This is a genomic window from Luteimicrobium sp. NPDC057192 (assembly GCF_042670205.1).
In the GTDB taxonomy this organism is placed as follows: domain Bacteria; phylum Actinomycetota; class Actinomycetes; order Actinomycetales; family Cellulomonadaceae; genus Luteimicrobium.
Window position 1 is genome coordinate 14683 of record NZ_JBHUWD010000044.1, and the last position, 17940, is coordinate 32622.

At 73.4% G+C, this 17940-nt stretch carries 13 protein-coding genes; 8 read left to right on the forward strand and 5 right to left on the reverse strand.

What is annotated here, in order from left to right:
* Positions 1-34 precede the first annotated feature (34 nt).
* The gene (locus ACFT5B_RS17395; RefSeq protein ID WP_386800434.1) at positions 35-1366 is read left to right on the forward strand and encodes a magnesium transporter MgtE N-terminal domain-containing protein; all 1332 of its coding nucleotides are present in this window, start codon (positions 35-37) and stop codon (positions 1364-1366) included.
* Positions 1359-1880 (forward strand): DUF1003 domain-containing protein, encoded by a 522-nt coding sequence (locus ACFT5B_RS17400; RefSeq protein ID WP_386800435.1) that lies wholly within the window; start codon positions 1359-1361, stop codon positions 1878-1880. Before ACFT5B_RS17395 ends, ACFT5B_RS17400 begins: the two co-directional genes overlap by 8 nt.
* 71 nt (positions 1881-1951) lie before the next feature.
* Here the strand turns inward: ACFT5B_RS17400 and ACFT5B_RS17405 are convergent, their stop codons facing one another.
* The gene (locus ACFT5B_RS17405; RefSeq protein ID WP_386800436.1) at positions 1952-2644 is read right to left on the reverse strand and encodes a class I SAM-dependent methyltransferase; all 693 of its coding nucleotides are present in this window, start codon (positions 2642-2644) and stop codon (positions 1952-1954) included.
* A gap of 88 nt (positions 2645-2732) precedes the next feature.
* Between ACFT5B_RS17405 and ACFT5B_RS17410 the strand changes: the two genes are divergently transcribed.
* Positions 2733-3893 carry a P-loop NTPase gene (locus tag ACFT5B_RS17410; RefSeq protein WP_386800446.1) on the forward strand — a complete coding sequence of 387 codons (1161 nt, stop codon included), beginning with the start codon at positions 2733-2735 and terminating at the stop codon, positions 3891-3893.
* 14 nt (positions 3894-3907) lie between these two features.
* On the opposite strand, the gene ACFT5B_RS17415 is transcribed toward ACFT5B_RS17410, so the two are convergent.
* The gene (locus ACFT5B_RS17415; RefSeq protein WP_386800437.1) at positions 3908-4297 is read right to left on the reverse strand and encodes a hypothetical protein; all 390 of its coding nucleotides are present in this window, start codon (positions 4295-4297) and stop codon (positions 3908-3910) included.
* A gap of 72 nt (positions 4298-4369) precedes the next feature.
* Here ACFT5B_RS17415 and ACFT5B_RS17420 point away from each other — a divergent pair, with 72 nt between their 5' ends.
* The 4 genes from ACFT5B_RS17420 (at position 4370) to galK (ending at position 8352) form a co-directional block, all read left to right on the forward strand.
* The gene (locus ACFT5B_RS17420) at positions 4370-4978 is read left to right on the forward strand and encodes a TetR family transcriptional regulator (RefSeq protein ID WP_386800438.1); all 609 of its coding nucleotides are present in this window, start codon (positions 4370-4372) and stop codon (positions 4976-4978) included.
* 82 nt (positions 4979-5060) lie between these two features.
* A complete protein-coding gene (locus ACFT5B_RS17425; protein ID WP_386800439.1) occupies positions 5061-5852 on the forward strand; it encodes a DeoR/GlpR family DNA-binding transcription regulator in 792 nt (263 codons plus the stop codon).
* Positions 5849-7084, forward strand: coding sequence for a galactose-1-phosphate uridylyltransferase (galT, locus tag ACFT5B_RS17430; RefSeq protein WP_386800440.1), 1236 nt, complete (start codon positions 5849-5851; stop codon positions 7082-7084). Before ACFT5B_RS17425 ends, galT begins: the two co-directional genes overlap by 4 nt.
* On the forward strand, positions 7081-8352 hold the full coding sequence (galK, locus tag ACFT5B_RS17435) for a galactokinase (RefSeq protein ID WP_386800441.1): 1272 nt from the start codon (positions 7081-7083) through the stop codon (positions 8350-8352). Before galT ends, galK begins: the two co-directional genes overlap by 4 nt.
* Positions 8353-8475: 123 nt before the next feature.
* On the opposite strand, the gene ACFT5B_RS17440 is transcribed toward galK, so the two are convergent.
* Together ACFT5B_RS17440 and ACFT5B_RS17445 are read right to left on the reverse strand one after the other, a co-directional pair.
* The gene (locus ACFT5B_RS17440) at positions 8476-14592 is read right to left on the reverse strand and encodes a GH92 family glycosyl hydrolase (protein ID WP_386800442.1); all 6117 of its coding nucleotides are present in this window, start codon (positions 14590-14592) and stop codon (positions 8476-8478) included.
* 380 nt (positions 14593-14972) lie between these two features.
* Positions 14973-15545, reverse strand: coding sequence for an ArsR family transcriptional regulator (locus ACFT5B_RS17445; protein WP_386800443.1), 573 nt, complete (start codon positions 15543-15545; stop codon positions 14973-14975).
* Between the two features lie 44 nt (positions 15546-15589).
* Between ACFT5B_RS17445 and ACFT5B_RS17450 the strand changes: the two genes are divergently transcribed.
* Complete coding sequence (locus ACFT5B_RS17450; RefSeq protein ID WP_386800444.1) at positions 15590-16981, forward strand: MFS transporter; 1392 nt, start codon at positions 15590-15592, stop codon at positions 16979-16981.
* Here the strand turns inward: ACFT5B_RS17450 and ACFT5B_RS17455 are convergent.
* The gene (locus ACFT5B_RS17455) at positions 16969-17799 is read right to left on the reverse strand and encodes an exodeoxyribonuclease III (protein WP_386800445.1); all 831 of its coding nucleotides are present in this window, start codon (positions 17797-17799) and stop codon (positions 16969-16971) included. The genes ACFT5B_RS17450 and ACFT5B_RS17455 overlap by 13 nt on opposite strands.
* Positions 17800-17940 lie beyond the last annotated feature (141 nt).

Here is a 17940-nt window from a genome sequence, read left to right on the forward strand (position 1 = left end):
GGCCCGGACGCCTCCCCACCCCTAGGCTGGGGGCGTGAGCGCCGCCACCAGGGTCTACGTCGCCCGGCTCGCCGGCACCGCCGTCTTCGACCCGAACGGCGACCAGGTGGGTCGGGTGCGCGACGTCGTCGTCCTCCTGCGCGCGCAGCGTGCGCCACGCGCGGTCGGTCTGGTCGTCGAGGTGCCGGGCAGGCGGAGGGTGTTCCTGCCGCTGACCCGCGTCACCAGCATCGACGCCGGCCAGATCATCTCGACGGGCCTCGTGAACATGCGCCGGTTCGAGCAGCGCCCCCACGAGACGCTCGCGATCGGCGAGCTGCTCGACCGCCGCGTGCAGCTCGCGGACGGCTCGGGCGAGGCCACGGTCGAGGACCTGTCGGTCGCCCAGCAGCGCAGCGGCGACTGGGAGGTCGACAAGCTCTTCGTCCGCCGGACCGTCACCCACCGCGGCCCGCTGGGCATCCGCCGGCGCGGGGAGACCCAGGTCGTCGACGTCGGCGCCGTCACCGGGCTCGCGGGCACCGGGAGCGCGCAGGCGGCGACGCTCCTGCTCGCCGCGTACGACGAGCTCAAGGCGGCGGACCTCGCGGACGTCCTGCACGACATGGGCGACACCCGGCGGCTCGAGGTCGCGACGGCGCTCGACAACGAGCGCCTCGCCGACGTCCTCGAGGAGCTGCCCGAGGACGACCAGGTCGCGATCCTCCAGAGCCTCGAGACGGACCGCGCGGCCGACGTCCTCGAGGCCATGCAGCCCGACGACGCCGCCGACCTGCTCGGCGAGCTCCCCGACGACCAGGCCGCCGAGCTCCTCGAGCTCATGGAGCCCGAGGAGGCGAAGGACGTCCGACGCCTGCTCGCCTACGAGGACGACACGGCCGGCGGCCTCATGACCACGGAGCCCGTGATCCTGGGCCCGGAGACGCCGATCGCGCTCGCGCTCGCGCACGTGCGCCGCAAGGACCTGCCGCCCGCGCTCGCGTCGATGGTCTTCGTGGTGCGGTCGCCCGTCGAGACCCCGACCGGACGGTTCCTCGGGGTCGTGCACTTCCAGGCGATGCTCCGTGAGCCCCCGCACCAGTCGGTCGGCTCGATCCTCGACACCGACATCGAACCCGTGGGTCCGGACGCCTCGCTCGCCCGGGTCACGCGGCTCCTCGCGACGTACAACCTGCTCGCGGTGCCCGTCGTCGACCCGGAGCGCCGGCTGCTGGGCGCGGTCAGCGTCGACGACGTCCTCGACCACATGCTGCCCGAGGACTGGCGCGAGACCGACGACGACGACTCCGACGGCACCGCCCCGGCCGGACCTGCGGTGCGCCCGGCCGCTCCCGGCGCCCCGGTGCGGAGGGCGAGCCGTGGCTGAGCGGGCTCGTCTCGACCTGCCCAAGGAGCAGCGCCGCGGCATCCTGCCCCGCATCGAGGTCGAGGACGACGCCGTCGGGCGGATCAGCGAGGGGATCGCCCGGTTCCTGGGGACGCCGCGCTTCATCGTGTACCTCACGGCGTTCTGCGCGGTCTGGCTCGTCTGGAACGTCTGGGGTCCTGAGAGCCTCCACTTCGACTCGGCGTCGAACGGCTTCACGGCGCTGACGCTCGTGCTGTCGCTGCAGGCGTCGTACGCAGCGCCCCTCATCCTGCTCGCGCAGAACCGGCAGACCGACCGCGACCGTGTGAGCTCCGAGCAGGACCGCCAGCAGGCCGCCCGGAACCTCGCCGACACCGAGTACCTGGCGCGCGAGATGGCGGCCCTGCGGCTCGCGCTGGGCGAGACCGCGACGCGCGACTTCGTGCGCGGCGAGCTGCGCAACCTCCTCGAAGAGCTCTCGGCGCGCGACGGGGCCGACGACGACGAGCCCCCCGCGAAGAGCTCGACCTGACGACCTCCCCCGGGCCGGTGGCCGCGCCCTCCCCGTGCCCCACCGAGCCCGGGCCGGACCGAGGGGCCCGCTCAGGCCACGAGCTCGGTCAGCAGGCACGCGTCCCGGACGGGGCCGGCGTCGGGCCGGTGCTCCCAGCGCTCGCTGCGGCTGACCCGCAGGCCGGCGCGGTCCGCGAGCGCCGCGAGCAGCGCGGGCGAGCCGACCCGCGCGTGCGGGTCACCGGGGTCGCGGAGGGCGTCGCCCGAGGCGTCGGTGGCGAACGTCGCCAGCACGACGCGGCCGTCCGGGACGAGCACGCGGCGCCACTCCGTGAGCGCGGCCACCGGGTCGGACATCAGGTGCAGGCCGGTGACGCACGTGACCAGGTCGAACGCGCCGTCGGAGAACGGGAGCGCCTGAGCGTCGCCCTGGGTCCATGCGACGCCCGGCAGGTGGGTCCGGGCGACGGCGAGCATGCCGGCGGACGCGTCGAGACCGGCGGCCGGGCTCGGTCCGGCGGGCTGCGGGGTCCCACCCGACGACGTGGCGCCCGGCAGCAGCCCGAGCGCCGCGAGCGCGCGCAGCACCAGCCCGGTGCCGGTGGCGACGTCGAGCACGCGGCCGAGGCCGCGAGCGTCGTCGTCGCCCCGCTGCCCCCCGAGGGCGCGCTCGCGCGCGGCGAACCGGGCGGCGGCGTCCGCGAGCGCGACGTGCAGGACGCTGTCGTCGTAGCGCGGGGCGCGCGCGTCGAACCGGGCCGCGATGGTGTCGAGCGTCTCCATCCGAGCAGGCTAGCGACGGCCGCCGGATCCGTACGATGGAGGCGTGTCCGAACCTGTCGAGCCGACCCCCACCGGGGATGCTGCCACCGTGCCCGGCGCGGCCCCCGCGTCCCCGCTCCTCGACGCGGTCCGCGTGGCGCTGCGCGCCGTCATCGACCCCGAGATCCGGCGTCCCATCGTCGACCTCGGCATGGTCCGCTCGGTCGCGGTGCACCCGGGCGAGGCGCCGGACGGCCGGGCGCGCGCCGTCGTCGGGGTGGACCTGACCACGCCCGCCTGCCCGCTGCGCGGCACGCTCGTGCGCGACGTCACGGCGGCAGCCCTGACGGTCGACGGCGTGGGCGACGTGAGCGTCGAGCTCGGCGCGATGGACGCCGAGCAGCGGCTCGCGCTGCGCGCGCAGCTCCGTGGCGGCGACGGCACGCCCCGGATCCCGTTCGCCGAGCCCGGCTCGCTGACCAAGGTGTTCGCGGTGGCGTCGGGCAAGGGCGGGGTCGGCAAGTCGTCGGTCACCGCGAACCTCGCGGCCGCCATGGCCGCGGACGGGCTGCGGGTGGGCGTGCTCGACGCCGACATCCACGGGTTCTCGATCCCCCGCATGCTCGGCGTGACGTCGAAGCCGACGCGCGTCGACGACATGCTGCTCCCGCCCATCGCGCACGAGGTGAAGGTCGTGTCGATCGGGATGTTCGCACCGGTCGGCAAGGCCGTCGTCTGGCGGGGGCCAATGCTGCACCGGGCCGTCGAGCAGTTCCTGTCGGACGTGTTCTGGGGCGACCTCGACGTGCTGCTCCTCGACCTGCCGCCCGGGACCGGCGACGTCGCGATCTCGGTCGCGCAGCTGCTGCCGGGCTCGCAGATCGTCGTCGTGACGACGCCGCAGCTCGCCGCCGCGGAGGTCGCCGAGCGCGCCGGGCTCGTCGCGGCCCAGACGGAGCAAGACGTCGTCGGTGTCGTCGAGAACATGGCGTGGCTGGACCAGCCGGACGGGACACGGCTCGAGCTGTTCGGGTCGGGCGGCGGCGACGCCGTGGCCGCCGGGCTCGCGCAGACCCTGGGTCACGACGTGCCCGTGCTGGGCCGCGTGCCGCTCGACGTGCGCCTGCGCGAGGGCGGCGACGCCGGCGTGCCCGTGGTCGTCGCCGAGCCGGACTCGCCCGCGGCCCTCGCGCTGCGGGACGTCGCGCGTTCCCTGACCGCTCGTCCCCGCGGGCTCGCGGGGCGCTCACTGGGGCTCTCGCCGGTCTGACCGCGGCCGCGGCCCTACCGGGCGGCCGCCACGAGCGCCGAGACGTCCGTCTCGACGGTGAACTCGTGGACCATCCGCCACTCGCCGTCGGCGAGGCGCCAGACGAACTCGTACAGCAGGGGCTTGCCGTCCTTGACCCGGCGCAGGGCGACGGAGCCGTGGTCGCCGTAGCGGACGGCCGCGAGGTACTCGACGTCGTCGACGGGCGGCATCGCGTGGCCCGCGGCAGCGATCTGGCGGAGGCGCGCGAGCAGGGGCTCGCGCGGGATCTCGACCGACCGACCCTCGAGGTCTACCCGGACCCCGACATACTCGGGCGCGTAGATCCGCGCCATCTCGTCGACGTCCATGCGCAGGCCGGCGTCGAAGTACCGGCGCATCTGTCCGAGGAGCTCGTCGTCCATGCCGCGAATGTAACACCGCTATATGTAGCGCTGCTAGAGGCGCTGCGGGTGACGTCGTCGTACGGTGGCGGGGTGGCAGCACTCACCCGCGGTGACGTCGTCGACGCCGCGCGCGACCTGCTGCGCGCCGAGGGCCTCGGCGCCGTCACCGTCCGGCGGCTGCAGCGCGAGCTGGGCGTGACTGCACCCTCGATCTACTGGCGCTTCGCCGACAAGGGCGCGCTGCTCGGCGCGCTCGCCGACGCCGTCCTGCGCGAGGAGTTCGGCGACGAGCCGCTCGTGCCCGAGCAGCCGTGGGCACCCTGGTACCGCGAGGTCCTCGTCCGGCTCAGGCGCGCGATGCTCGCCTACCCCGACGGCGCGCGCCTCGTCACCGGTGCACGGCTCGACCACGCGCCCACGGTCGCGCAGCTGTCCGAGGCGGCACTGGCCGGCGCACTCGCGGAAGGCCGCGACCTCCGCTCGAGCAGCCTCCTCGTCTACACGGCGCTGCACTTCACCTACGGGCACGTGATCGAGGAGCAGGAGCCGCCCGCCCTGAGCGCGGACGAGCTCGCGGCGGCGCTCGCACCCTACCCGTCGATCCGTCGCGCCGTGGCCCAGCAGCACACCGAGGGCTTCGATGCCGACGACGGCTTCGTCGCGAGCCTCGACCTCATCCTGCGCGACACGTCGACCTGATCCTTCGGGGCTGCTGCCCGCCCCGAGCCGGCGCAGCGACGGCCATGTTGTGTTCTGTGCGGTCATGTTGGAAACTGTGGGCATGCTCGCGACCGTTCGTCAGGACCGCATCCTCGCCGCGCTCGCCGCGCGCGGGTCGGTCCGCATCACCGACCTCGCCGCCGAGCTCGACGTCTCCGACATGACGGTCCGCCGGGACCTGTCGGAGCTGGCGGGCCGGGGCCTCCTGCGCAAGGTGCACGGCGGCGCCGTCGCCGCCGACCAGCACCCGGCGTCCTACGAGCCCGGGTTCCAGGCCAAGGCCGACCGGGAGGGGGTCGAGAAGGAGGCGATCGCGCGCGCCGCGGCCGAGCTCGTCCAGCCCGGCTCGGCGGTGGCGCTGTCCGCGGGCACGACGACGCACGCGCTCGCGCGCGTCCTCGCGAGCTCGCCGCTCCTGCGCCCGCTGACGGTCGTGACCAACTCGCTCCCGGTCGCCGACACGCTCTTCCGCACCGGCGACACGACCGTGACCACCGTGCTCATCGGCGGCGAGCGGACGCCGTCGGACGCGCTCGTCGGGCCGCTCGCGGAGGCCGCGCTCGCGACGCTCCGCGTCGACGTCGCGTTCCTGGGCGCGCACGGCATCAGCCCCGCCGCCGGTCTGACGACCCCGAACCTCGCGGAGTCCGCGACCGACCGGGCGCTCGTCGCGAGCGCCGCGACGACCGTCGTCCTCGCCGACCACACCAAGTGGCGTGCGACCGGGCTGTCCCGCTGGGCCGCGCTCGACGACGTCGACGTCCTCGTCACGGACGACGGCCTGCCCGAGGCCGACCAGGATGAGGCGCGCGAGCTCGTCGGACGGCTGGTCGTGGCGGAGGTCGCTCGGTGAGCGCGACGACGACCACGGGCGGCACGACCGCCGGGAGCGCATCCCGGGGCGCACGGACCGCGACCCGCCTCGCCGACGGTCGGGAGCTGGTCTACTTCGACGACGCCCCCCTGCCCGGCGAGCCCGCGCCGGCGCCGCACGAGCTGCACGACCCGCGCCCGCTCCCCGACCGGTTCGCGCCCGTCGACGGCGCCCCGTTCCAGGGGCCGCGGATGCGCCGCGACCCGCTGACGGGCGACTGGGTCCCCATGGCCACGCACCGCATGAACCGCACGCTGCTCCCGCCCGACGACGCCTGCCCGCTGTGCCCCCGGCGCCCCGACGCCGACTACACCGACGGCGAGGTCCCGGACACCGCGTACGACGTCGTCGTGTTCGAGAACCGCTTCCCCTCGCTCCTGAGCGTGCCGGGCGAGCCCACCGGGCCGCACGCCGTCGTCGACGCGACCCCGGACCCGCTCCCGGGCGGCCTCTGGCTCGACGCCCCCGCCGCGGGGCGCTGCGAGGTCGTGTGCTTCTCGAGCGACCACGACGCGTCGCTCGTCTCCCTCGGCGCGCGACGCGTCCGCACGATCGTCGACGCGTGGGCCGACCGTACCGCCGCGCTGGGAGCGCTCCCGACGACGCGCGAGGTGTTCGTCTTCGAGAACCACGGGCGCGAGATCGGCGTGACGCTGACCCACCCGCACGGCCAGGTCTACGCGTACCCGTACCTCACGCCGCGCACCGAGCGGCTGCTGACGCAGGCCGCGGCGCACCACGAGACGACGGGCCGGTCGCTGCTGCGCGACGTCCTGGACGCCGAGCTCGCCGACGGCCGCCGCGTCGTCCTCGAGACCGAGCACTGGGTCGCCTACGTCCCCTTCGCGGCCCGGTGGCCGGTCGAGGTGCACCTCGCGCCGCGACGCGACGTCCTCGACCTGCCCGGCCTCACCGACGCCGAGCGCGACGACTTCGCCGCCGCGTACCTGCGCGTCCTCGCGGCGCTGGACCGGTTCTTCGTCGCGCCCGACGGCGGCGCGGTGCCCCTGCCGTACATCGCCGGCTGGTCGCAGGCGCCCGCCCGGGACCCGCGCCGCGAGCTCGGACGCCTCCGTCTCGAGGTGTTCTCCGTGCTCCGCGGACCGGGCAAGCTCAAGTACCTCGCCGGGTCGGAGTCGGGCGCGGGCGCCTGGATCTCCGACACGACCCCCGAACGCATCGCCACCCGCCTCAAGGAGGTCCTCGCGTGAGCGAGCAGCCCGTCGCCCCCGCCGCCGCCCCGCCCCAGTGGGCGACCGCATGGCCGCCCGCCGAGGGCACCGAGCGGGCCCGCGCGCTCTTCCGCGACCGGCTGGGCCACGAGCCCGACGGCGTCTGGTCGGCGCCGGGCCGCGTGAACCTCATCGGCGAGCACACCGACTACAACGGCGGGCTCTGCCTGCCGACCGCGCTCCCCCACCGCACGTACGTCGCGCTCTCCGTGCGCGACGACGACCGCGTGCTGCTGACCTCGGCGCAGTCCGACGGCGGCGAGGTCTGGGAGGGCCGGGCCGACCGGGTCGGCCCCGGCGACGTGCGAGGCTTCCCCGCGTACACGGGCGGCGTCGCGTGGGCGCTCGACCACGACGGCGTCCTCGGTGGCATCCCCGGGTTCGAGGCGGCCGTCGACGCGTGCGTGCCGTTCGGGGCAGGGCTGTCGTCGTCGGCCTCGCTCAGCACCTCGGTCGCCGTCGCGCTCGACGAGGCGGCCGGCGACGGCGTGGCCGCGACCGACGCGGGACGCGTCCGGCTGGTCGCGGCGTGCGTCCGGGCGGAGAACGACGTCGCCGGGGCGCCGACCGGCGGGCTCGACCAGTCGGCCGCGCTGCGCTCCGCCGAAGGCCACGCGCTGCTGCTCGACTTCCGCCCGGGCCTCTCCCCTGAGGACAGCGCGCGCCGGGTGCCCTTCGACCTCGCCGCAGCGGGCCTCGAGCTGCTCGTGATCGACACGCGCGCACCGCACGAGCTGGCCGACGGCCAGTACGCGCAGCGCCGTGCGACGTGCGAGGCCGCGGCCCGCACGCTCGGCGTCCAGACGCTGCGCGACGTGAGCCCCGACGGCCTCGAGGCCGCCCTCACGATCCTCGACGACGACGTCGCCCGCCGGCGGGTGCGGCACGTCGTGACCGAGGTCCGGCGCGTCGAGCGGTTCGTGGCGCTCCTCGAGTCCCCCGAAGGCCTCGCCGCGCACGCGTCCGAGCTGGGCGAGCTGTTCGTCGCGTCGCACCGCTCCCTGCGGGACGACTACGAGGTCTCGTGCGCGGAGCTCGACGTCGCCGTCGACACCGCGCTCGCCGCCGGCGCGCTCGGCGCCCGCATGACGGGCGGCGGGTTCGGCGGCTCGGCCATCGCGATCGTGCCGGCGGGCACCGAGCAGGACGTCGCGCGCGCCGTCGTGCGGGCGTTCGCCGAGCACGGCTTCGCGGAGCCGCAGTTCCTCACCGCCGAGCCCTCGGACTCCGCCCGCCGCGAGGCCTGACGGCGCGCGCTCCGTCCGGCCCGGCCCACCAGCCCGGCCGGACCGACGGCGAAGGCCGCGGGCGTGGCCCCCTCGAGGGGAGACCACGCCCGCGGCCTTCACCGCGCTACCCGCGCCCGTGCGTCACCGCTTGACCTTCACGGTCGCAGTCCTCGACGACGCACCCTGGACGCTCGTCGAGCCGGGGGTGAACACCGCCTGGACCCTGATCGTCGACCGGTAGGTCTTCGGCAGGGTGACCGTCAGCCTGCCGTGCCTGGCCGCCGAGAGCGAGACCCTCGTCACGACCTTGCCGTCGACCTTGATCGCCACGGTGCCCGTGGGCCACGAACCGTTCGACACCTTGCCGACCGTGACGGTCACCCGCGGGTGGGTGTACCTCCGGAACGCCTCGCCGCTGACGACGACTCGCGAGACGGTCGCCTTCCTGACGGTGAACGTCCTCGCGCTCGGCGTCGACGTCGCGGCATCCGTGGTGCTGGTGGCGCTCACCGCCGCGACGACGTGCCGGTAGCTGCCGGCCGGCAGCGACCTCGAGATCGACGCCGTGGCCTTGTACCCGCTGCCGTTACGGACGATCGTGCCCTTGCCGAGCACCGTCGACCCGCTGCGGAACGTCACGGTGCCGTGCGTGAGCCCTGTCACGCTGACCGACACCCTGGCGACCGACGGCGACCCGTACACCTGCGAGGACTTCGAGAAGGCAGGCGCCCCGAGCGCGACCCTGGCCCTGGTGACCTCGACGGACGCCGGCTTGCTGGTGCTCGCGTCGAAGACCTCGTCACCCGAGTAGCGCGCCGTGTAGCTGTGCCTGCCGATCTTCAGGCCGTCGATCGTGAGCACGGCCCGGCCGCCGGCGACCGGCGCGTAGCCGACCGACCTGCTGCCCTCGAAGAACTGCACCCTTCCGGTGGCGCCCTTGGTGACCGCAGCCGTCAGCGTCACGGGTGCCCCGTAGGCAACCCTCGGCGACGACACCGTCAGCGTGGTCGTCGTGGCCTTGAGCGGGACCTTGACCACGACGTCGGCGCTCGCGGACGCCTGCGAGTCCTGCCCGACCGCGGTGATCGGGTAGGTACCGTCGCCGGCCCCCGAGGGCACTGTCACGTGGGTCGTGAACGCGCCCTTGGCGTCGGCCTTGACGGTCGGCAGCGCTGCGAGGGCTCGCAGCGTCGTGGCCCGGGGCGTCTCGCTGAGCGTCACGAGGACGTCCTCGCCCGGCTCGAACCCGGCGCCCTTGACCGTCACCGCGGCACCCGGCTCGACCGTGGCCGGGCTCGCCGAGATGGTCGCGTGGAACGGGTCCTTGACCGTCACCGTCGTGGTGGTCACGACGCTGCGCTCACCGTCGTCCACCGTGACGTGGACCGTGTACGTGCCTGCGACAACGTAGGTGTGCGTCCCCGAGACCACGCCGTCCTTCACGGGCCCGGCCGTCACCGGGGACTCGTCGCCCCAGTTGACCGTGGCGGTGTAGCCGTCGCCGGCGGGGAAACCGCCGGTGGCCGTAGCGAGGTCCGCCGTGAACGCGGTTCCCGTCCACCGGGCCGCGACCGACGTGGCGCTGACCGCCAGGTCGGCGTGCGGGGCGCGCTGTCCGTCGGACGCGAACGCCCACACGTGCAGCAGACCGCTCTTGAGCGTGCCCGTCTGGTTCGGCAGCGTGACCGAGACGACCTTCTTGCCGCCGTCGATCGCGACCGGGGCCGAGGCGAAGATCGCCGCCGCCTGGTTGTCGCCACCGGAGCCCTGCGGCCGGTTGTCGGACCTGCCCACCACGATGTTGCCGTAGTCAGGTGCGTTCGCCTTGCCGGTCCAGTCACCGAACGACACCTTGACGACCTGGGTGCTGCCGTCGTCGAAGGTCAGGGTGACGGGGGCGTCCACCTGCGCCTTCTCGTTCGCCGCGCCGATCACGGAGAACTGGGTCGCGCCGTCGCCGAGGTCGGTCCGGATGACCTGGCCCCTGGCGAGCGCCGTGTCGGGCTTGCCGTCGGCGACCTTCGGCAGGTCGAACGAGAGCGTCGTGCCGGGCACGGCGACCGAGCTGCCCGGGACGAAGCCGCTGGCGATCAGCGACGTCTTGTCGTACGCGTACCCGTTGCCGTCGCAGTCGCCGGCAGCCGGCTTCACGACGAGGCACACCGCGTTGTAGGCACCGGTGAGGGAGCCGTCGCGCGCCACCGTGACGGTCGCGAGCTCGGACGCCTGGCTGTCGCCCTGCTTCACCTGCACGCGCGCGTCGTAGACACCGGCGGCGGTGTAGGTGTGCGGCACCGCGACCTGCATCGCGCCGAGGTTCGACCGGGTGACCGTGGCCTTCTGCGGGCCGTTGCCGTCGAGGAAATCGACGGTGGCGTCGTAGTCGGCCGGGTCCTTCGAGGTCCCACCGGTCACGGTGGCGTACGCCCCCGTGAAGGCGCTGCCGACGGTGGACCTGAGGCCCTTGGCGATGTACAGGCCGAACTCGTCGGTCTGCACCGTGGTGTCCGCCAGGAGCTCGAGCTCCGCCACGGTCGCCGGGGCGCCCGTCGACGTCGCGTCGATCGTGAGGCGGTACTGCGAGTAGAGCGTCGGCGACGCGACCTCGAACGGCCGCGTCTGGGTGGCCCACCGGAACGTCTGGTCGGTGCGCTCGTCCAGCGCGGTCCAGTGGTCGCCGTCGTTGGAACCGGACAGCGTCCAGCTCTTCGGCGCGGCACCGCTCGCCCCGTTGGTGATCGTGTACGACGCCACGGCGGTCGGACCGCTCTCCGAGCTCCACGTCACGGACGGCGTGACCGTCGCGAACGTCGCCCCGCTGCGCGAGTTGTCGTCGAAGAGCGACGCCACGGGCGTGCCGTCGCTCGTCGAGGCGACCCCGTTGCCGGCCTTCGTCGCGTCCACGCGCGGGACGCGCTCGGTGCTGGTGGGCGCGTGCGCGCCCCAGCCGGTCGGCTCGTCGGTCATCTGGAACCGCAGGGTCCCACCGTTCCGCAGCGCGGACTCGTCGACCGTCGCCGTGTCGAGCGCCTTGCCGTCGAGCGTGGCCGACGCGATGTAGACGTTCTTCGTCGAGTTGCCGTCGGCCTGGATCGTGAGGTCCTTGCCGTTCTCCAGGTGGACCGTCGCCTTGGTGAACTCGGGCGAGCCGATCGTGTACTGGCCGTCGCCCTGCGCCATCGGGTAGAAGCCGAGCGCCGAGAAGATGAACCAGGACGACATCTCGCCGTTGTCCTCGTCGCCCAGGTAGCCCTGGCCGATCTCCGACCCCACGGCCAGGCGCTGCTGGATCTCGCGGACCGCCGCCTGCGTCTTCGCGGGGTCGCCCGCTGCCGCGTAGAGGTACGGGATGTGGTGGGAGGGCTGGTTGCTCATGCCGAGCTGGCCCATGCGGACCGCCCGCGCCTCCTGCATCTCGTGGATCGTGCCGCCCCCGCCGGTCTCGACCGTGGAGAAGAACTGGTCGAGCTTGTGGACGAGCCCGTCGGTGCCGCCGTACAGCGCGGACAGCCCGGAGACGTCGAACGGCGCGTGGAAGGCGAAGTTCCAGGCGTCGGTCTCGGTGTACGGCCCCCACCAGGCGGCGGGGTCGAAGCTCGAGCCGCCCGAGACCGCGCCCGACGCCGTCTTGGGCCGGAAGAAGCCGGTGGACGGGTCGAACATCTTCACGTAGTTGGTCGCCCGGTCGAGGAAGGTCTCGGACTCCTCCTTGAGCTCCGCCCGGCGGCCCTCCGGGGTGGCAGGGTCGGTCGCGAGCTTCGCGGCCATCCGGCCGATCCCGTAGTCGTTGATGTAGCCCTCGAGGGCCCAGGAGACGCTCTCGCCCTGCGAGTCGGGCGTGTAGCCCAGGAAGATCGAGGTGTCGAGCGCCTTGCGCCCCACGGCCGACGTCGGCGAGAGCACGGTCGCGTTCTTGAGCGCCGCGTCGTAGGCCTCGAGCGCCGTCGCAGCGTCCACGGAGCCGTTGATGTAGGCGTCGGCGAACGCGACGTCCGAGCTCGTGCCGGTCATCATGTCCGCGTACCCCGGCGACGACCAGCGCGCGACCCAGCCGCCCTCGCGGTACTGCTGGACGAACCCGTCGACGAGCTCGTCGGCAAGCTTCGGGTAGAGGAACGAGTACAGCGGCCACACGGTCCGGTAGGTGTCCCAGAAACCGTTGTTGACGTAGATCTTGCCGTCGACGACCTTCGCGTTGGTCTGGGTGTCGGTCGCCGCGCCCGTCGTCGCTGCGACGGGGCTCGCGTGGCGGTAGACGGGAGCGTCGGCGGTACCCGTGTTCTCGTACTGCGAGTTCGGGTAGAGGTTCAGCCGGTACAGGTCGGAGTACAGGCTGACCTTCTGCTCCTGGGTCGCGCCGTCGACGTCGATGACGTCGAGGCGGTCGTCCCACGCCGCCCGCGCGGCCGTGTTCACCTCCTCGAACGACCTGCCGGTGACCTCGAGGTCGAGGTTCTTCCTGGCCTGGTCCTGGGAGATGAACGACGTCGCGAGCCGCAGCTCGACGGACTTGTCCGACGACGTGTCGAAGGACGCGTACTGCGCGGACGCCCTGTTGCCGGCCGCAGCGGCCGCCTTGTCCGGCGTGCGGTCGAACTGGCCCGAGACGAACATGCGCGTCATGCCGGCGCCGCCGCCGCCCTCGGTCCACCCCGAGACGCTGCCGTCGGGTGCGACCGTGAGCTTCGCCGAGCCGCCGACCTTGTCGACGATGACGCTGCCCGTGCTGCCGGGGAAGTCGAAGCGGTAGACGGCACCGTGGTCGGTCGGTGTCACGGCGGTCGTGATCTTGTTCTCGAAGGTCACCTGGTACAGGTCGGGACGCGCGGTCTCGTTCGCGTGCTGGAACGTCAGCGCCCGGGTACCGAGCGTGGCGTCCGGCGTCGCGGACGTGGACGGCATGACCCCGAGCTGGTCACGGTCACCCATCCAGATGCTCGGCTCGTGCGAGATCCCGATGGCCTGCAGCGTCGGCAGGTTGTCGCCGTTGTTCGCGCGCTGGTACTCGTAGAGCGTGCCCGTGCTCCCGCCGTCCGTCATCGGGGTGAGGAAGTTGAAGCCGTTCGGCATCGCCGCCGCGGGGATGTTCGTGCCGCGCGAGAAGCTCGACGACGAGTTCGTGCCGCGCCGCGTGTCGACGAAGTTCAGCCGGCTCGAGTCGTCGATCTTCCTGATCTTCTGGACGGCGACGTCGTCGACCCAGCCGGTGAAGCTCGTCCCCTTGACGCCCTTCGGGTCGTCGTAGTCCAGCAGGATCTTCTTGATCGAGTGCCCCGCGAGGGAGCTCAGGTCGAACCGGACGGCGTTCCACTGGTTGGCGAAGAGCGCCTTGGCCTCGCCCTGGGCCTTCGCGCTCGCACCGAAGCCGTACTGGTCCGTCAGGCCGGCCTTCTGGGAGATCCGGGTGCCGTCGTCGAGCACCGCGTCGAGCGCGACGTACGTCGCGGGGTAGGTCTGCTCCTTCGCGCCCAGCGTCGGGTAGACCTTGTACGCGAGCTCGGTGTCCGCGCCGATGGGGATGTCGACGTCGTCGAAGAGCGTGTCGGTCGACGAGGCCGGGCCGTCGCTGATGAAGGTGCCCGCGTATCCGAGCGCGTGGGTGCCGGTGAAGCCGACGTTGCCCTTGCTGGTCGTGCCGGCCGCCGGGCCGGACCCGACCTGCGCCTTGATCGGAGCGGGGTCGCTGGGCGCCTCGCTGCCGTCGAGGAGATCGAAGTCGGCGAGCTGGAGCAGGGGCTCGCCCGAGTTGGCCGTGATGTCGAGGCGGTAGTACGCGTAGGCCGCGGGCGTGGTGATCGAGTACGTGTTGGTGACGAAGCGGTCCGTGAACTTCGCGTCCGTCTGGGTGTCGAGGTCGACCCAGGTGGTGCCGTCCGACGAGCCCTGCAGGACCCAGCTCTTCGGGTCGCGCCCCGCGGAGTCGTTCGCGGAGGTGAGCGTGTACTTCCGGGCCGTCTGGGGGCTGGCGAACTGGTACTGGAGCCAACCGGTGGGCGTGTGGCTGAGCCACTTGGTCCCGGAGTCGTTGTCCGTCGCCTGGCCCGGGCTCTCGTTGCCGGGGTTCGGGTCGGAGGCCGTCACGGCCTGGAGCAGCGGCAGGAGGCTGCCGTTGGCGTACCACGCACCGGTGACGTTCACCGGGTCGCTGTAGCCCGTGCTCGTGAGCGCGACCGGCTGGTCGGCCTCGAACGACGAGCTGAAGGCACCGCCGACGGGCGCGTCGTCGGCCTGGGCGACCGGGCTCACGAGCCCGGTCATGGCCCCGACGAGGGACACGGTGACGCCGGTGGTGGCGAGGCTTCTCCCGCGGTGCCGCGGCCCCACTTCCCCAACTGTCCTACGGAACTGCAGACTCATCTGTTGACTCCAGGCTCTCGTCGTCCTCGACAAGGGTCATGCGTAGCCCGTCCCTGGTGGACGTTCTGACACCGCTGTCATTCGGTCGTGATGGTAGGGGTGGGCGTCACAGGCTGTCAAAAGGCAGCAGCGCGCCGCGCGGCCCTCCCGGACCCCGTGGTTTCACCGAACCCCGGCCTCCGACGGCGGAACCCTCCGTTTCCGCCGCGCTACGGGCTCGGCAGGCCGCCCGCGAGGCTCCCAGAATTCACCCGCGCTCCACGAGGCGGTAGGCAGCCCGGCTACGTCGCGAGAGGCTTCGGGTGGCCGGCGGCCCGGCGGCGCTGCACGTCGTCGTAGAAGGCGTAGAACACGGCGTACGGCTCGCCGTCGGGGTCGGGCTCGCGGTCGGCGAACTCCTGGAAGAGCGCCACGACGCGCTCGGTCAGCTCCTCGCGCCCGGCGGCATCGAGCCGCAGGCCCAGGCGGACGAGCTGCGTCGACTCGGGCGGAGCCTCCGCAACCTCCTCGACGAAGGCCTCGACGAGCACGGGGTACTGCGACGGCGCCAGGGGCGTCAACCACGAGCGCCCGGTCGCGAGGTACGGGACCTCGCGGGACCCGCGCGGGCCTTCGCGCTCCGGCAGGGCTGCCAGGAAGCCGCGCGCGACGAGCGTCCGCACGTGGTGGAGCATGCTGCCGGGGTTACGGCCCAGCGCGTGCGCGATCTCCTTGTTGGTGTGCGGCTCGTCGAGGCACAGCCGCAGGATCCGCAGGCGCAGCGCGGAGGCGAGGGCCTTCGCGTCGGCGTCGGGGTCCGGCTCGGGCTCCGGCGGGGCGCCCAGCCCGAGCGCTCTCCACGTCGACGTCGTCATGCCCCCATCTTACTGATTGACTTTTCCCAATCGGTCGCGCCACGATGGGAGGCGTGAGCGCCGAGACCCCCGCCAAGCGCACCTCCCTCGCCCGGCACCCGGACTTCCGGATGCTCTGGGCCGGCGACGCGTTCGGCCAGCTCGGCGCACAGCTCGCTCTGCTCGCCATCCCGGTGCTCGCCGTCGACACGCTCGCCGCGACCGCCTGGGAGATGGGCGCCCTCACCGCCGCCGAGTCGGCCGCGTTCCTCCTCATCGGTCTCCCCGCCGGTGCGTGGGTCGACCGCCTGCGCAAGCGCCGCGTCCTCATCGGGGCCGACCTCGTGCGCGCCACGGTGCTGGCTGTGGTCGTCGCGTGCGCGCTCACCGACGCCCTCACCATGCCGATCCTCTACGCGGCCGCGCTGGTCATGAGCTGCGCGACCGTGTTCTTCGACGTCGCGCACCAGAGCTACGTCCCCGGCCTCGTCGGGCTCGACCGCATCGTCGAGGGCAACGCCAAGCTCCAGGCCACGGCGTCCGTCGCCCAGGTCGCCGGGCCCGCGCTCGGCGGCCAGCTCCTGCGCTTCGTGTCCGCGGGAGCCGTCGTCGGGGTCAACGTCGTGACCTACCTGCTGTCCGTGGTCTTCGTGTCCCGGATCCGCGCCGTCGAGGAGCTCCCGCCCCGCGAGGAGCGCAAGCCGATCGTGCACGAGATCCGCGAGGGTCTCGCTTTCGTGGTGCACCAGCCGCTGCTCGTCCGGATGGTCGCGTGCACGTCGATCGGCAACCTGGGCTGGTCCGTGATCACGGCCCTCGAGACGCTCTTCGTCCTCCGGATCCTCGGCCTCAGCCCCGCCGCGCTCGGGACGGCGCTGTCGGCCGCGTCGGTGGGCGGCCTGCTCGGCGCCCTCGCCGGGGAGCGCGCCGCGCGGATCGTCGGCGAGGCGCGGCTCGTCCCCGTGTCCGCCCTCGCGATGGTCGCCCCCAGCGTCCTCGTGCCGCTCGCGGGCGTGCTGCCGTGGTCGCCCACGATCAGCCTCGTCGCGGGGCTCGGGCTCACGTTCTTCTCGATGGTCGTCTACAACATCGCGACGGTGAGCTTCCGTCAGCGCCTGTGCCCGCCGCGCCTGCTCGGGCGCATGAACGCGTCCGTCCGGTTCATCGTCTGGGGCTCGATGCCCATCGGCGGCCTGCTCGGCGGCTGGCTCGGCGCGTGGCTCGGCGTCGTCCCGGCCCTCTGGGTGGGCGTCGCCATCTCGGCTGCCTCCACCCTCCCGGTCGTGCTCTCCCCGCTCCTCACCATGACCGCGCTCCCCCGCTACGAGGAGGAGCCCGTCGGCTCGGCCGACGGCGCTACCGCCCCCGAGGCCTCCGACGACGTCACGGCCGACGCCGCGCTGGTCGCCGACGCGCCGGGCGTCGGCGACCAGGAGCGCGGGCCTCAGACATCGTAGGTCGCGACCACCGGCGCGTGGTCGGAGAACCGGGCCTCGTAGGTCTCGGCCCGGTCCACGTCGACCGACTTGGCGCGCGCGGCGAGCGCGGGCGTCGTGAGCTGGTAGTCGATCCGCCAGCCCGAGTCGTTGACGAACGCCTGGCCGCGCCAGGACCACCACGTGTACGGGCCCTCGACGTCGCCCGCGAGGCGACGGCCGAGGTCGACCCAGCCGAGCTCGTCGAACCAGCGGTCGAGGTACGCGCGCTCCTCGGGGAGGAAGCCCGCGGCCTTCTTGTTGCCGCGCCAGTTCTTGAGGTCGGCCTCGTGGTGGGCGATGTTGAGGTCCCCCGCGACGACGGCGAGCCGCTCGGGGTCAGCCGCGAGCTCTCCGAGCCGGGCCGTGACCTTGTCGAGGTACGCGTACTTCTCGTCCATCTTCGGGGTCCCGGCGGTGCCCGAGTGGACGTAGGCGGAGACGGCGGTGAGCGTGGCGGGCCCGGCCGACCGGCCCGCGAGGTCGACGTCCACCTCGACCCACCGGCCCGTGTCGACGGCGGGCTCCGTGCCTCCGCCCGGGTGCAGGTGCTCGAGCCCCACCCGGACCGCGGTCACGGGCAGCCGGGACAGCGCCGCGACGCCTGCCCGGCCCTTGAGGTCGCTCGCCTGGTGGGCGACGTGCCAGCCCTCGGGGAAGAACCCGTCGAGGATCTCGTCGGTCGCGCGGACCTCCTGCAGCAGCAGGACGTCCGGCGCGCGCACGGCGAGCCAGTCGAGCATGCCGCGCTTCACGGCGGCACGGATTCCGTTGACGTTGACGGTGGCGATGGTCAGCACCGCGACATCCTCTCCTGAGACTCTGACACCACCGTGAGTGCGCACTTCTTGTGCGGCACGCCCGGCTGGATCCGCATCGTCAAGCACAAGCTCGTCGAGCTCATCTTCGCCGCCCGCCCTTGGCACGACGAGCGCCTTGCC